The sequence below is a fragment of the Polaromonas sp. YR568 genome (assembly GCF_900116715.1).
GTDB lineage: Bacteria > Pseudomonadota > Gammaproteobacteria > Burkholderiales > Burkholderiaceae_C > Polaromonas.
In genome coordinates this window covers 62307-76127 of record NZ_FPBM01000012.1, presented here as the reverse complement: position 1 = coordinate 76127, position 13821 = coordinate 62307, and the positions used below count along the sequence as shown (strand labels likewise).

The 13821-nt window shown below is 63.5% G+C and carries 12 protein-coding genes; 3 read left to right on the top strand and 9 right to left on the bottom strand.

Annotated features, from left to right (window positions below; all coding sequences use genetic code 11):
• Positions 1-226 precede the first annotated feature (226 nt).
• Positions 227-2095, top strand: coding sequence for a potassium transporter Kup (locus BM408_RS20425; protein WP_092132313.1), 1869 nt, complete (start codon positions 227-229; stop codon positions 2093-2095).
• A 19-nt stretch (positions 2096-2114) separates the two neighbouring features.
• Here the strand turns inward: BM408_RS20425 and BM408_RS20420 are convergent, their stop codons facing one another.
• Positions 2115-2945 (bottom strand): UPF0149 family protein, encoded by an 831-nt coding sequence (locus BM408_RS20420; protein WP_092132374.1) that lies wholly within the window; start codon positions 2943-2945, stop codon positions 2115-2117.
• Positions 2946-3065: 120 nt separating this feature from the next.
• Here BM408_RS20420 and BM408_RS20415 point away from each other — a divergent pair, with 120 nt between their 5' ends.
• Positions 3066-4871, top strand: coding sequence for an FMN-binding glutamate synthase family protein (locus tag BM408_RS20415; RefSeq protein ID WP_092132311.1), 1806 nt, complete (start codon positions 3066-3068; stop codon positions 4869-4871).
• Positions 4872-4914: 43 nt separating this feature from the next.
• Here BM408_RS20415 and BM408_RS20410 read toward each other — a convergent pair whose 3' ends face one another.
• The 8 genes from BM408_RS20410 to argS all read right to left on the bottom strand — a co-directional run bounded on the left by BM408_RS20410 (position 4915) and on the right by argS (position 13253).
• Entirely contained in the window at positions 4915-5334 is a 420-nt protein-coding gene (locus tag BM408_RS20410) for a putative toxin-antitoxin system toxin component, PIN family (protein WP_092132310.1), read from the bottom strand.
• Positions 5331-6755, bottom strand: a complete 1425-nt coding sequence (locus BM408_RS20405; protein ID WP_092132308.1) for a THUMP domain-containing class I SAM-dependent RNA methyltransferase — start codon at positions 6753-6755, stop codon at positions 5331-5333. Before BM408_RS20405 ends, BM408_RS20410 begins: the two co-directional genes overlap by 4 nt.
• 42 nt (positions 6756-6797) lie before the next feature.
• On the bottom strand, positions 6798-8333 hold the full coding sequence (locus BM408_RS20400) for an RNA polymerase factor sigma-54 (RefSeq protein WP_092132307.1): 1536 nt from the start codon (positions 8331-8333) through the stop codon (positions 6798-6800).
• A gap of 135 nt (positions 8334-8468) precedes the next feature.
• Positions 8469-9269: an LPS export ABC transporter ATP-binding protein gene (lptB, locus tag BM408_RS20395; RefSeq protein WP_092132305.1), complete on the bottom strand. Its 801-nt coding sequence runs from the start codon at positions 9267-9269 to the stop codon at positions 8469-8471.
• 15 nt (positions 9270-9284) lie between these two features.
• A complete protein-coding gene (lptA, locus tag BM408_RS20390; protein ID WP_092132304.1) occupies positions 9285-9911 on the bottom strand; it encodes a lipopolysaccharide transport periplasmic protein LptA in 627 nt (208 codons plus the stop codon).
• Positions 9912-10104: 193 nt separating this feature from the next.
• A complete protein-coding gene (locus tag BM408_RS20385; RefSeq protein ID WP_092132302.1) occupies positions 10105-10761 on the bottom strand; it encodes a thiol:disulfide interchange protein DsbA/DsbL in 657 nt (218 codons plus the stop codon).
• A 110-nt stretch (positions 10762-10871) separates the two neighbouring features.
• A complete protein-coding gene (locus BM408_RS20380; RefSeq protein ID WP_092132301.1) occupies positions 10872-11513 on the bottom strand; it encodes an SPOR domain-containing protein in 642 nt (213 codons plus the stop codon).
• A gap of 63 nt (positions 11514-11576) precedes the next feature.
• On the bottom strand, positions 11577-13253 hold the full coding sequence (argS, locus tag BM408_RS20375; protein WP_092132299.1) for an arginine--tRNA ligase: 1677 nt from the start codon (positions 13251-13253) through the stop codon (positions 11577-11579).
• A gap of 138 nt (positions 13254-13391) precedes the next feature.
• Here argS and BM408_RS20370 point away from each other — a divergent pair, with 138 nt between their 5' ends.
• Complete coding sequence (locus BM408_RS20370) at positions 13392-13730, top strand: hypothetical protein (protein WP_092132298.1); 339 nt, start codon at positions 13392-13394, stop codon at positions 13728-13730.
• Positions 13731-13821: the final 91 nt, after the last annotated feature.

Here is a 13821-nt window from a genome sequence, read left to right as displayed (position 1 = left end):
AAGTAGCAGGCTGAACCGGGTGCCTTGCGGCCTGTCAGGCGGAGGATTGGGCGCTCGTTTGTTACAAGTTGTTGCGGTGCAACAAATAAGCCTTTTGTTGGAATTAGGGGCGGCCGCCGACTTGCAAGCTAAGCACCCGGGCGCAAAATAGCGTTCCCAAAGGTAACCATTCCCGCCGCTTTTGGCCCGCTAGAAGGGGGGTCAAACGCAAAGACGGGAAGTTTTTGTGTCCAGTAAAAAATCATCACTCGCGGCGCTCACGCTGAGCGCCATTGGTGTCGTCTATGGCGACATCGGAACCAGCGTCCTGTATGCCGTCAAGGAAGTTTTCGGTTCCGGGCACGTTCCCTTTACCCCCGACAACGTCTACGGCATCCTGTCCATCTTCTTCTGGACGCTGACCGTCATCGTTTCCATCAAGTACGTGGCGCTGGTGCTGCGCGCGGACAACAACGGCGAAGGCGGCCTGATCGCCATGCTGGCGCTGGCCTCCACCGCGGTGAAAGACAAGCCCCAGCTGCGCCGCACCCTGCTCGTGGTGGGCATTTTCGGCACATCTCTTTTCTACGGCGACGGCGTCATCACACCGGCCATCTCGGTGCTGTCGGCGGTTGAAGGCCTGGAAGTCGTCTCACCCGCCTTCAAGCAGGGCGTGATCCCGATCACCCTCGTCATCCTGTTTGCCCTCTTTGCGGTGCAAAAGCACGGCACGGCCGGCATAGGCCGGTTTTTCGGGCCCATCACGCTGATCTGGTTCGGCGTGCTGGCGCTGCTGGGCATTTCGCAGATCGTGCACCACCCTGAAATCCTGGTGGCGCTCAGCCCGCATTACGCGGTGATGTTCATGTGGCACAACCCGGGCACCACCTTCATCATCCTGGGCGCCGTGGTGCTGTGCGTGACAGGCGCCGAAGCGCTGTACGCCGACCTCGGCCACTTCGGCAAAAAGCCGATCCGCCTGGCCTGGTTCTCGGTGGTCATGCCTTCGCTGGTGCTCAATTACTTCGGCCAGGGCGCCTTGCTCATCAGCAACCCGGCCGCCGTGAAGAACCCGTTCTACCTGATGGCGCCCGAGTGGGCCCTGCTGCCGCTGGTAGGCCTGGCCACCATGGCCACGGTGATCGCTTCGCAGGCCCTGATCACCGGCGCCTTCAGCGTGACCAAGCAGGCCATCCAGATGGGCTATCTGCCGCGCCTCAACATCCAGCACACCAGCGTGCGCGACACCGGCCAGATCTACATGCCCTTCGTCAACTGGGGGCTCTTCATCACCATCGTGCTGGCGGTGGTGATGTTCCGCTCGTCGAGCAATCTGGCCGCAGCCTACGGCATCGCGGTTTGCACCGACATGCTGATCACCACCATCCTGACCTTCTATGTGATCCGCTACGGCTGGAAGTACCCGCTGGGCCTGTGCATCGCCGCCACCGGCGTTTTCTTTGTGGTCGACTTCGCCTTTTTTGCCTCCAACCTGATGAAGCTGTTTGCGGGCGGCTGGTTCCCGCTGGTGATTGGCGGCGCTGTCTTCACGCTGATGATCACCTGGAAGGAAGGCCGGCACCTGCTCAATGAAAAGCTGCGCGCCGATGCGATCGACCTGCCCAGCTTCCTCGACGCCGTCTTCGTCAGCCCGCCCGCGCGGGTTGAGGGTACGGCGGTGTTCCTGACCGCCGAACCTGGCAGCGTGCCCAACGCGCTCTTGCACAACCTCAAGCACAACAAGGTGCTGCACGAGCAAAACCTGTTCGTGACGGTGCGCAACCACGAGATCCCCTGGATAGGCATGAACAAGCGCCTGGAGATCGAGTCACTGGGCCACGATTGCTGGCAGGTCAACGTGCACTACGGTTTCAAGAACGACCTGGACCTGCCCAAGGCGCTGCAGCAGATCAAGGGCCGCGGCTGCGAGCTGGAGTCCATGACGACCAGCTACTTCCTCTCACGCGACACCGTCATCCCGACCATCGGCAGCGGCATGGCCCCGTGGCGCGAAAAGCTGTTTGCGCAGATGCACCACAACGCCAGCGGCGCGGCGGACTTTTTGAACCTGCCGAACAACTCGGTGGTGGAGCTCGGCAGCAAGATCGAGATTTAAGAGGCGCCGCCGGGGCTCCTCAGCCCGCCCCGTGGCACTTCTTGTATTTCTTCCCGCTGCCGCAATAACAAAGGTCGTTGCGCCCAGGCGTGGCCTCCACCCGCACGGTCTCGACCTTGGGGCCCAGCGTCTTCCACAGTTCCCGCAGGTCATACACCGCCCAGATCGCCTCGCCGAAGGCGTTGAGGCGGGCAATGCTGGTGCTGGGCGCGCCGTCTTCGCTCAGGGGTGACACTTCGGGCGCGGCGCTGTCGTCTTCCGTCATGGCGACGACGGCTTGCAGGGCGCCGTCCAGCCATTTGGCGGCGTCCTTGTCGCGCGGCGCCATCCATTCATCGGGCCAGCTTTCAACCGCAAACATAAAGCCCAGCGCCCACACCTGAGCAAAAGCCGGCAGGTCTTCGCCCTTGAAGGCGCTGCGCTCCTCGGCCGGCATGTCGGCCACGGCGCCGCGTATGTCCATCACCTCGGGGTGGTAGCAGTTGTCGTCCTCGAGCGAGTCGACCTCGGCGTCCAGCGCGGTGGCTACTTCATTCCAGCGCCGGTTCCAGAGTGTGAGGAAGCGCTCACGTTGTGCATCGCCGGCAAATGAGCCGCCTTCCGGGTCCGGCGCTTCGCCTTCCGCAGGCACGGCGAGCAGCACAGGCAGGTATTCATTGGCCTCCATGGGGCGGCGCGAGCAGATCACGGCGGCCATAAAGCCCTCGCAAAACTCCCACTGCGGTGTTTCGTCATAGCGGGTGCGCAGCTCATCAAGGATGGCGTCGAGTTCGTCAAAGTCTTCGGTTTCGAGGAAGCCCTGGGCGGGCGGCTGCGCTGAAGAGGGGGTGTTTTTGGGGGTGGGCTTCATGAAAAAAACCGTTCTGAGCGTCACATGAGGCTCTTATGATGCAAAGTGTATCTGGCGCATTGCGGCTGCACGTCTTTGCTTTGTGCCCTTTTGTCACCTAGCCCCCACGAGAGCCCCACCATGTTTCTTCAGCGCCTGGATGCCTGGTTCCCTGTCCGTTACTCCTTTATGGCCTTGTGCGGGCTGGCCGCCGTGCTGGGGCTGCTCGGCTTGATGATCTTTGGGCTGGGGAAGCTGGCCCTGGTCTCTCTGGTGGCCGGCGTAGTGCTGGTCTGCGTGGGTATCCGCGACCTGCGGCAGACACGCCATGCGGTGCTGCGCAACTACCCGGTCATCGGCCACATGCGCTTTCTCTTCGAGTTCATCCGGCCGGAGATGCGCCAGTACTTCATCGAAAGCGACAGCGAGGCGACGCCGTTTTCACGCGCGCAGCGCTCGCTGGTGTACCAGCGCTCCAAGGGCGAACCCGACAACCGGCCTTTCGGCACGCAGCTGGATGTGGGCGCGCAGGGCTACGAATGGGTCAACCATTCGATGTCGCCGACCAAGCTGCCTTCGCATGACTTTCGCGTCTGGATAGGCGGCTCGCCCGATCATCCTTCGCCTTCAGTGGAGCCCTGCACGCAGCCCTATCACGCCAGTGTGTTCAATATTTCGGCGCTGAGCTTCGGTTCGCTCTCGGCCAACGCCATCATGGCGCTGAACAAGGGCGCCAAGCTGGGCGGTTTTGCGCATGACACCGGTGAGGGTTCGATCTCGCAGCACCACCGCCTGCATGGCGGCGACCTGATCTGGGAAATCGGCTCGGGCTATTTCGGCTGCCGCAATGAAGACGGCACATTCAGCGAAGAGCGCTTTGCCGCCAACGCGCGCGACCCGCAGGTCAAGCTTATAGAGCTCAAGATGAGCCAGGGCGCCAAGCCCGGCCACGGCGGCATCTTGCCTGGCCCCAAGGTGACGAGTGAAATCTCGGCGGCACGCGGTGTGCCGGAGGGCAAGGACTGCATCTCGCCCTCCAGCCACAGCGCCTTCACCACGCCGGTCGAGATGATGCATTTCATCGCCAAGCTGCGAAAGCTCTCGGGCGGCAAACCGACCGGCTTCAAGTTCTGCATTGGTCACCCCTGGGAATGGTTTGCGATTGTCAAAGCCATGCTGGAGACCAACATCACGCCGGACTTCATCGTGGTCGATGGCGCTGAGGGCGGCACGGGCGCGGCGCCGGTCGAGTTCACCGACCACGTGGGCGCGCCGCTGCAAGAGGGCCTGCTGCTGGTGCACAACACGCTGATCGGCGTGAACCTGCGCAGCCGTGTCTCCATAGGCGCGGCCGGCAAGGTCGTGAGCGCCTTTGACATGGTGCGGCTGATGGCGCTGGGCGCCGACTGGTGCAACGCCGGGCGCGGCTTCATGATGGCGCTGGGCTGCATCCAGGCGCAAAGCTGCCACACCGGCAAATGCCCGACGGGCGTTACCACGCAAGACCCGGTGCGCCAGCAGGCGCTGGTGGTGCCCGACAAGGCCGAGCGCGTGCGCAACTTTCACCGCAGCACGCTGCATGCGCTGCAAGAGCTGGTACAGGCCGCGGGCCTGTGCCACCCGCGCGAGGTCAATGCCCATCACATCGTGCGGCGGCTGACCGACACCGAAGTGCGTCTGCTGAGCAACCTCATCATGCAGGTGGAGCCAGGCGCGCTGCTCGGCTCGCTGGAAAAACAAAACACGGTGTTCAGCTACTACTGGCCGCTGGCCAGCGCGCACAGCTTTCGCGCCAACGGCGTGGGGCCGGGCGGCCACATGCCCGCGCAGGCCAATGGCATCCATGTGCCGGTGGCGGGTGACGCCTCTGCTGCGGCGCCCGGTCAGGCCGCGGTGCCGCCTATCACCGTGCCTCCCGGGGCTGCGGCTGAACGCGCAGCGGGTTGATGGCCTGTTCCGTCGGTCAATCCGGAAAACTATCCACTATCAATTAAATAGCTGCTTGCGCCCGTACTTCTTGGGTCAGCAGCCGTTTTGCCATTGAAAGCACGGCCCGGTCCTTGCTGAGCAGCAAGGCTTTGGCCGCAACCGCCAGATCGATGAACTTCTGGTCGTCAGGGTCACTGCAGGTGACGCCGGCCTTGGCGGCGACCTCCGTCAGGCGCACATGCCGGTCAAAGGCGGCGAGCACATCGCCGGCGCTCAATTCGTAAAACGCCAGGCGCGGAATGATTTGCGGATAGGCCAGCACGCGCTCAAGCTCGTCGCGCATGGCCTGCGTGGCCAGCCAGTCGAGCTCGCCGGCCTCCAGCGCTCTTTTCAGCGGCTGCGCCGCCGCGTCGTTAAAGACAAACAGGTCGAGGACGATGTTGGTGTCCAGCACGATGGGCTGGCGCGCGGGGGCCGTCACGCGGCCGGCTCGTTGGGTGCGGCGGCGGCCGGTTTGCCGCGTGCGGAGCCGGCCACCATGTCAAAGCGGAACAGGCGGCACTCAATGGGGCCGTTCCACATCGGCACGCGGCGCGATTCTTTCAGGCGCATCTTGCCGGGCAGCTTGAGGTCGGGCGTGAGCACGTGGGCTGTCCAGCCGGCGTAGTTTTTCTTCCAGTGCGCGGCCAGTTGCGGAAAGAAGTCGGTGGCTTCTTCGCCCCAGGCGTTTTGTGCCTGCTCGCGGCCCGGGTTGGCCGAGCGGTCACGCGGGGTTTCAAACGCGGGCTCTTCACGGGTGTCGGCGCTGTTGCGATAGTCACCCGCATCGCGATTGAGCGGCTGGCCGAATTCATCGATGGGCTGGTTGCGGTGGTCCTGCTGCGCGCGCGGGTCTTGTTGCTGGCGGCGCTGGTCGCGCCCCTGCACACCGGTAATGCCGGCCACACCCGCTACGTCAATACGTTCACCATAAGGCGGGTTCACCAGCATCACGCCCGACGGCGCAGGCGGCATGCGCTGCAACGCGTCACCGCCGCGCAGCTGCACGGCGTTGGCCACACCGGCGCGCTCGGCATTGCGCTCGGCAAAGTCGACCATGCGGAAAGATACATCGCTGCCGAAGACCGGCGCCGTGGGCTCGGTGATGGCGGCTTCGGCCTGGTCGAGCAGGCCGTCCCATACATGGCCCTGGAAGGGCAAATACTTCTGGAAGGCAAAGCGCCGGTTGATGCCGGGGGCGATGTTGCAGGCAATCTGCGCCGCCTCAATCGCGATGGTGCCCGAGCCGCAGCAGGGGTCGTACAGCGGCACGCCATCCTTGCAGAGCTGGTCCCAGCCACTGGCGGCAATCATGGCCGCGGCCAGGGTTTCCTTCAGCGGGGCGTCGCCTTTGTCTTCACGCCAGCCGCGCTTGAAGAGCGGCTCGCCCGAGGTGTCGATGTAGATGGTGACGGTGTCGGTCGTCAGGTGCACGTAGACGCGCACATCCGGCCAGCGCGTGTCGACGCTGGGCCGCACGTCGTCGAACTTGGCGCGAAAGCGGTCGGCAATCGCGTCCTTGATCTTCAGCGCGGCGAAGTTCAGGCTTTGCAGCGGGCTGTGCTGGGCGGTGATCTCGACCTTGAAGGTTTGCTTGGGCGTGAACCAGATTTCCCAGGCCACGTTGGCGGCTGCGTTGTAGAGATCTTGCTCGCTGCGGTACTGGTTGTGTTGCAGCTCGATGAGCACGCGCTGCGCCAGGCGGCTGTGCAGGTTGAGCTGCAGCGCATCGCGCCAGGAAGCCTGCAGTTGCACGCCGGCGCGCCAGGCTTTGCCCTGGATGCCGGTGACGCGCTGCACTTCGGTGGCGAGCAGTGCCTCGACGCCTGCGGCGCAAGGTAAAAAGAGTTGGAGTTGGTTCATGACTGACTTTGAAAGACGGGGCAGCGCGGCCTGATAGCGCGGCTAGAGTGACTTGCGCAAATTGGCAGGCGCGATGCGCAAGGCTTCGCGGTACTTGGCCACGGTGCGGCGCGCGCATTCAATGCCCTGCTCTTTGAGCATTTCGGAAATCTGGTTGTCGCTGAGCGGCTTTTTGAGGCTTTCAGACGAGACGAATTGTTTGATGAGCGCGCGCACCGCTGTGCTGGACGCGTTGCCGCCGGTTTCGGTGCCCAGGGCGGAGCCGAAGAAGTACTTGAGCTCGAAGGTGCCGAAGGGCGTGCCCATGTATTTGGCTGTGGTCACGCGCGAGATGGTGGACTCATGCAGGCCCAGCTCATCGGCAATTTCGCGCAGCACCAGCGGGCGCATCGCAAGCTCGCCGTGGGTAAAGAAGTTCTTCTGCCGCTCCACAATCGCGCTGCTCACGCGCAGGATGGTGTCAAAGCGCTGCTGGATGTTTTTGATGAACCAGCGTGCCTCTTGCAGGCGCTGCTGCAGCGCCTGGCCGCCCTGGCCCTTGTGCTGCTTGAGGGCGTTGGCATAGATGTCGTGCACGCGCAGGCGCGGCATGACGTCACCGTTGAGCGAGACCTTGAAGCCCCGGCCCGACTTGATGACGATGACGTCGGGCACGATCAGGTTGCGCTCCACATTCACAAAGCGGCGCCCGGGTTTGGGATCCAGCCGTCCGATGATGGTGATCGCGCCCTTGATCGCGGCTTCGGTGAAGCCGCACAGGTGCGACAGCCGTTTCACATCGCGTTTGGCCAGCAGCTCCATCGGCTGCTTGCACATGGCAATGGCGGCACGGGTTTCTTCGCAGTCCTTGCAGTCCAGCAATTGCAGCCCCAGGCATTCGGCCAGGTTGCGCGCGCCTACGCCGGCCGGCTCCATGTGGTGCAGCAGCTTGAGCGCCATGGCAAAACGCTGCTCCAGTTCTTCGGCCTGCTCCAGGTCGTTGCCGGCCAGGCCGGCCGCCAAAGACGCCAGGCTGTCTTCCAGATAGCCGTCGTCGTTGAGCGATTCAATGAGGAAGTGCAGCGCTGCGCGGTCTTCTTCAGAAAGCCGCAGGCCCAGCGACTGCCGGTGCAGGTGGTCTTGCAGCGACTCGTGGCTGCCCGTCAGGTCGGAGGCCTCGGTATCGCTCTCTTCGTTGTTGTTCTTGCGCGGCGGCGCGTCACTGCCCCACTCGCTGTCGTCAGGCGCGGTTTCCACCGTGCCGTCGCCGTCCCAGCTTTCCTCCAGCTTGGGCTCCGCGCTGACCTCGGACTCACCGGCGGCCGAAGCGCCCGCGTCATCCGGGGCGGCAGAGCCGGAATCCGTTGTGGACTCAAACTCCCGGCTGTCCTGGCTGACCGGCGTGTTGACATGCTCCAGCCCGAACTCCTCACGCACAGCCGTTTCCTCGGCTATTTCCAGGAAGGGATTCTCATCGAGCATCTGCTCGACTTCCTGGCTCAGCTCAAGCGTCGACAGCTGCAGCAGCCGGATCGACTGCTGCAGTTGAGGCGTCAGCGCGAGGTGCTGCGAGACGCGAAGCGAGAGGCCTTGTTTCATTTCAAGGAGCTTTGATGGGAGCGCAGAAAAAGTTTAAGCGGGGGCCGCGGATCTGGCTTTGCCAGGCCGCAGGCGCCGTCCCCGGAAGGGGAGAGGGCGCTACACGAAGTGAGCGACAACAGGGGAGAGCCATCTCTACATCTTGAAGTGTTCGCCCAGATACACGCGGCGCACATCGACGTTGTTCACGATCTCGGAAGGTGTGCCCTGGGCGAGCACATGGCCGTCGCTGATGATGTAGGCGTGGTCGCAAATGCCTAGTGTCTCGCGCACGTTGTGGTCGGTGATCAGCACGCCGATGCCGCGTGACTTCAAAAAACCGATGATGCGCTGGATCTCGATGACGGCGATCGGGTCGATACCGGCAAAGGGCTCATCAAGCAGGATAAAACGTGGCTGGGTGGCCAGCGCCCGTGCGATCTCGACGCGGCGGCGTTCGCCGCCCGACAGCGCCGGCGCCGGCGAATTGCGCAGGTGGTCTACCCGCAAATCCTGCAGCAGCGCGTCCAGGCGCGACTCAATGTCGGCACGGCCCAGCGGCTTGCCCTTGGCATCGAGCTGCAGCTCCAGCACGGCGCGCACGTTTTCTTCCACCGTGAGCTTGCGAAAGATAGAGGCTTCCTGCGGCAGGTAGCTCAGGCCCAGGCGGGCGCGCAGGTGAATCGGCATGTGCTCGACCGACTGCCCGTCGATGGAGATCTCGCCCGCATCGGCGCGCACCAGGCCCACGATCATGTAAAAAGAAGTCGTCTTGCCGGCGCCGTTGGGGCCCAGCAGGCCCACCACTTCGCCTTTTTGTACGGACAGCGACACGTCCTGCACCACCTTGCGGCTGCCGTACGATTTCTGCAGCCCTTGCGCGACGAGGCGGCTGGGGGGCGGGGCGGAGGCGCCCGGCGCGGCATGGGCCGCCGAAGTGTCAGTCACCACATCCATCTGTGCAGGTTCTTTCTAGTTCTTTTCGTTGCCCAGCGTGGTGCTGGGGCGCAGGGTGGCGGGAGGCGCGACGGGCGTTTTTGCACCCGGCGCCGAGGCCGCGGCGCGCGGCGACAGCATGGCGCGGATCCGCCCGGTCGGGTTGGCGGCGGTTTTGTTTTGCGCGCCCCCATCCACCGTGAAAACGTCGGTGTTGTTGTCGTAGACGATCACGGCGCCGGTGGTTTCGTCCACCAGGGTGGCGCCGTTGTAGCGGCGCACCACGGCGCGCTTGATGAATTTGACGAGGTCGGCCTTGCTGTCGTACTCAATCCGCTCGCCCTCGCCTTCGATGTACTCGTCCACGCCATCGCGTTTTTTGCGGTAGAAGGCCAGCTTGCCGGGCGCCGCGACCGACACCGCCTGCTGGTAGCCCTCCGGGTCCTGGCTGACGTCGACCCGCTCGCCGCGCACGATGGTCGTACCCTTGGTGATCACCACATTACCGGTGAAAACGCTGGTTTGCTTCAAATCGTCATAACGCAGGGCGTCGGCCTCGGCATTCATCGGCTTGTCCCGGTCTGCTTTTTCAGCCCAGGCCGGAAACGCCGCCCCCAGCGCCAGAACAGCCGGCAGGATGAGGGAAAAAAGGGGATGTTTCATAAGGCACGAATCTTGCTGTATTTGTGTCCGGCCATTGTAGCCATGCAAGCTGTGGGAATGGCTTGCGCGGGGAATTATTAGGGGCATAAAAAAACCCGCCGGACGAGGGCGGGTTTTTGTGGGCATACGGCTGGCTCAAGGCCTGCCGGCCCGTTTTGTGGTTTTTCCGGGCTTTTCCGGCTTTTTTCCGGTCTTACTTGCGGCGGGACTGCGCGATCAGGAAGTCGGTGACCTGAAGTGCGCGGGCCATGTTTTGGGCCAGAGAGCCCGAAGTGTAGTAACGGCCGGCAACGCCGAGCGCCGGCACGCCGTCGACCTGGTAGGCGTCCTGCAGCTGCGTCGCCTTGCGCGCTTTGGTGGTGACGGAAAAGGAGTTGTACATCTCGACAAACTTGGCCTTGTTCAGGCCCTGTTTTTCGGCCCATGCCGTCACCAGATCGGCAGTATTGAGCGCCTGCTTTTCCACGTGGATGGCCGCAAACACCTTTTTATGCAGCTCCTCGACCTTGCCCATGGCCTCGAGTACGTAGAAAAGACGCTGCTGCGGTTCGAAATCGGGGCGGAAGGACACCGGAACACGCCTGATCACCACGTCCTTGGGCGCCTGTTTGATCCAGGCTTCGAGCTGCGGCTCAAAGGCATTGCAGTGCGGGCAGCTGTACCAGAAGAACTCCACGACCTCGACCTTGCCTGCGGGCGCTTCGGTCGGGGCTGCTTTGCCCAGCTCCAGGTAGTCGGTGCCTTCCTTGAAGGCGCGGGCCTGGGCTTGTGACAAGGTGGGCAGGGCGGTAGCGCCCAAGGTGACGACGGCTGCGGACGCGGCTGAAAGCGAAAACTCACGACGTTGCATCAAATTCTTCTCCTGGGATTGCAGAAATGGCTGGGATGGCTGGGTGCCAGGCTGCAGTGCAGCCTGGGCGGCAGGGTTACAGGGGTTTGTATGCCTGCCGCGTGAAAAGTTCAGCGCTGAACCCTGACCAGCGCGGTTTCAATGGAATTGTTGTCCAGCCGTTCCTTGGCTTTGTCGGCGTCTTCTTTCTTGTCAAAGGGGCCAAGGCGCACGCGGTACACGGTACGGCCGGCCTGCTCGCGCTCGCTGACTTTGGCCTGCATGCCCAGCAGCAAGAGCTTGGCGCGCTGCTGCTCGGCATCTTCAGGCGTGCGGAAAGCACCGGCCTGGATGAAATAGCTGAAAGGGTCGACGCCGGGGCCTGAGGACAGCCCTTCCACCTTGGCTTTGGCCAGGTCACCCAGTGGGTCCGCGGCCGGTGCGGGCTTGGCAGCGGCAGCCTTGACGGGCGCGGAAGCCGCAGCCTTGGGCTGCGCCGACGGGTCGGGCACGGCGGTGCTGCTCACTTCACCAGAGGCTTGCGGCGCGGCCGGCGCCTTGGGCTGGTTCTTGCCGGCCAATGGCGCGTTCGGGTTCCAGTCCTTGTTCTTCTTGGCTTCGGCGGCGTCGCTGTCGGGGTTGCGCGCCTGGCTCTTGTTCATGAAGGGAACCGGCACCTTGGTGATGTAGACCGCCACGGCCAGCGCGGCGCCCAGGCCGATCAGGGCGCCAATAATCAAACCCAGCAGGGTTCCGCCTCGTTGTGTGTTCATACCTTGCCCACGTTCATTGCCTTGTCCTGAAAATCGCATGCTTTTTTGCCGCTTCGCTGCTGTTTACATCTTGCGCGGAGCGCTCACGCCCAGCACCGCCAGGCCATTGTGCAACACCTGCGCGGTCGCGGCGACCAGCGCCAGGCGCGCCAGCTTGACGGCTTCGTCATCCACCAGGATGCGCTCGGCATCGTAATAGCTGTGATAGCTCGCCGCCAGCTCCCGCAGGTAAAAAGCCACGTCGTGTGGTGCAAATCCGTCAGCCGCGTTGGCCAGCATGTCGGGGTACTTGGCCAGCAGCAGCATCAGTGGCTGCGCCTGCGGGCTGTCCAGCGCCGACAGGTCGACAGCCTTGAGGCTCGCCTCCTCGCCGGCCCAGGTGGTCAGGATGGAGCAGATGCGCGCATGCGCGTACTGCACGTAGTACACCGGGTTTTCGTTGTTCTTGGCCAGCGCCAGGTCGATGTCGAAGATGTATTCGGTGTCGGGCTTGCGGCTGAGCAAAAAGAAGCGCACGGCGTCGGCGCTGGTCCATTCGATCAGATCGCGCAAGGTGACGTAGCTGCCGGCGCGCTTGGAGATCTTGACCTCTTCGCCGTTGCGCACCACACGCACCATGGTGTGCAGCACGTAGTCGGGGTAGCCCTGGGGGATGCCTTCGCTGGCGGCCTGCAGCCCGGCGCGCACGCGGGCGATGGTGCCGTGGTGGTCCATGCCCTGGATATTGATGGCCTTGCCGAAGCCGCGCTCCCATTTGGCCAGGTGGTAGGCCACGTCAGGCACAAAGTAGGTGTAGCTGCCGTCGCTCTTTTTCATCACGCGGTCTTTGTCGTCGCCGTAGTCGGTCGACTTCAGCCACAGCGCGCCGTCCTGCTCGTAAGTCTTGCCGGCGTCTTTCAGCCTGGCCACCGTGGCGTCGACGCGGCCCGAGCTGTACAGGCTGGACTCCAGGTAGTAGTTGTCGAACCTGACCGAGAAGGCTTTCAAGTCCAGGTCCTGCTCGTGGCGCAGGTAGGCCACGGCGAACTGGCGGATCGAGTCGATGTCTTCCACATCGCCGGAAGCGGTGTATTCGCGGTCGTCTGACTTGACGGTCTTCTTGGCCAGAAAGTCGGCCGCGATGTCGGCGATGTAGTCGCCGTTGTAGGCCGATTCGGGCCAGCCGGCGTCGCCGGGCTTGATGTTTTTGGCGCGCGCCTGTGTGCTGGTGGCCAGGGTCTGGATCTGCACGCCCGCGTCGTTGTAATAGAACTCGCGCCAGACCTTGGCGCCCTGCGTGGCAAAGAGGTTGCAGATCGCGTCGCCCAGCGCGGCCTGGCGGCCATGGCCCACATGCAGCGGGCCCGTCGGGTTGGCCGAAACGAATTCCACAATCATCTTGCGCCCCGGGTCGGCCGGCTGCACACCGAACTGCGCACCGGCGGCCAGCACTTCGCGCACGGTCTCCTGCTTGGCGGCGGGTTTGAGGCGGATATTGATAAAGCCGGGGCCGGCGATCTCGACGGCGTCTACCCAGCGCTCAAAGGCGGGCTTTGTAAGCAGGTTGGCGCGCAGGTTTTCGGCCACCTGGCGGGGGTTGAGCTTGAGCGGCTTGGCCAGCTGCATGGCGGCCGTGCAGGCGAAATCGCCATGGGCCGCCACTTTGGGGGATTCAAACGCGGCTTTGTCGCCTGCGCCGGGGGAAAGTTCTTCCAGGCCCGCAGCCAGAGCCGCGAGCAGGTCTTTTTTAATGGAGAGCATCGGCTGATTTTACGTTTAAGGCTTAGACAGCCTGCTGTTAAGCGCTGTCCAGGTCGTCGAATTTGCCCCGGGCGGCGTTATGTGTTGGAATTCACCCGCACCTACTGATTCATTACATATTTGAAAAAGGAGCCTCTCATGAAAAAACTGCTGTCCCTTATCGCTGTGACCTGTGTTATGTCCATGGGCCTGCCGGCCGTGGCCCAGGCCGCGGGCGCCGAAGCCGATTGCGCCGCCAAATCCGCCGAGAAAAAGCTGGCGGGCGCTGCCAAAGCCAGTTTTGAGAAGAAGTGCATCCGCGAGTCCACCCCTGCGCCCAGCGCCGCCTGCGAGAAGTCCGCCGCCGACAAGAAGCTCGCCGGCGCCGCCAAGGCCTCGCACATCAAGAAGTGCTCGGCAGACGAAAAAGCCGCCGCAGCGCCTGCCGCCGCCGCACCGGCTGCCAAGCCAATGGCTGCCGCTTCCGCGAAAAAGTAAGCCGTCCGATATCCCCGGCGCCTGACTGACGCCGCAAATACAACCCCCGCCAGGGCGACCTCGCGGGGGTTTTCTTTTGCACATCAATCAG

Excerpts from the sequence above, each read along its gene's own strand:
- BM408_RS20420 (WP_092132374.1), bottom strand. The coding sequence starts at position 2,945 with ATGAAGCCCACCCCCAAAAACACCCCCTCTTCAGCGCAGCCGCCCGCC.
- BM408_RS20415 (WP_092132311.1), top strand. The coding sequence starts at position 3,066 with ATGTTTCTTCAGCGCCTGGATGCCTGGTTCCCTGTCCGTTACTCCTTT.
- BM408_RS20405 (WP_092132308.1), bottom strand. The coding sequence starts at position 6,755 with ATGAACCAACTCCAACTCTTTTTACCTTGCGCCGCAGGCGTCGAGGCA.
- BM408_RS20400 (WP_092132307.1), bottom strand. The coding sequence starts at position 8,333 with ATGAAACAAGGCCTCTCGCTTCGCGTCTCGCAGCACCTCGCGCTGACG.
- lptB (WP_092132305.1), bottom strand. The coding sequence starts at position 9,269 with ATGGATGTGGTGACTGACACTTCGGCGGCCCATGCCGCGCCGGGCGCC.
- lptA (WP_092132304.1), bottom strand. The coding sequence starts at position 9,911 with ATGAAACATCCCCTTTTTTCCCTCATCCTGCCGGCTGTTCTGGCGCTG.
- BM408_RS20385 (WP_092132302.1), bottom strand. The coding sequence starts at position 10,761 with ATGCAACGTCGTGAGTTTTCGCTTTCAGCCGCGTCCGCAGCCGTCGTC.
- BM408_RS20380 (WP_092132301.1), bottom strand. The coding sequence starts at position 11,513 with ATGAACACACAACGAGGCGGAACCCTGCTGGGTTTGATTATTGGCGCC.
- argS (WP_092132299.1), bottom strand. The coding sequence starts at position 13,253 with ATGCTCTCCATTAAAAAAGACCTGCTCGCGGCTCTGGCTGCGGGCCTG.
- BM408_RS20370 (WP_092132298.1), top strand. The coding sequence starts at position 13,392 with ATGAAAAAACTGCTGTCCCTTATCGCTGTGACCTGTGTTATGTCCATG.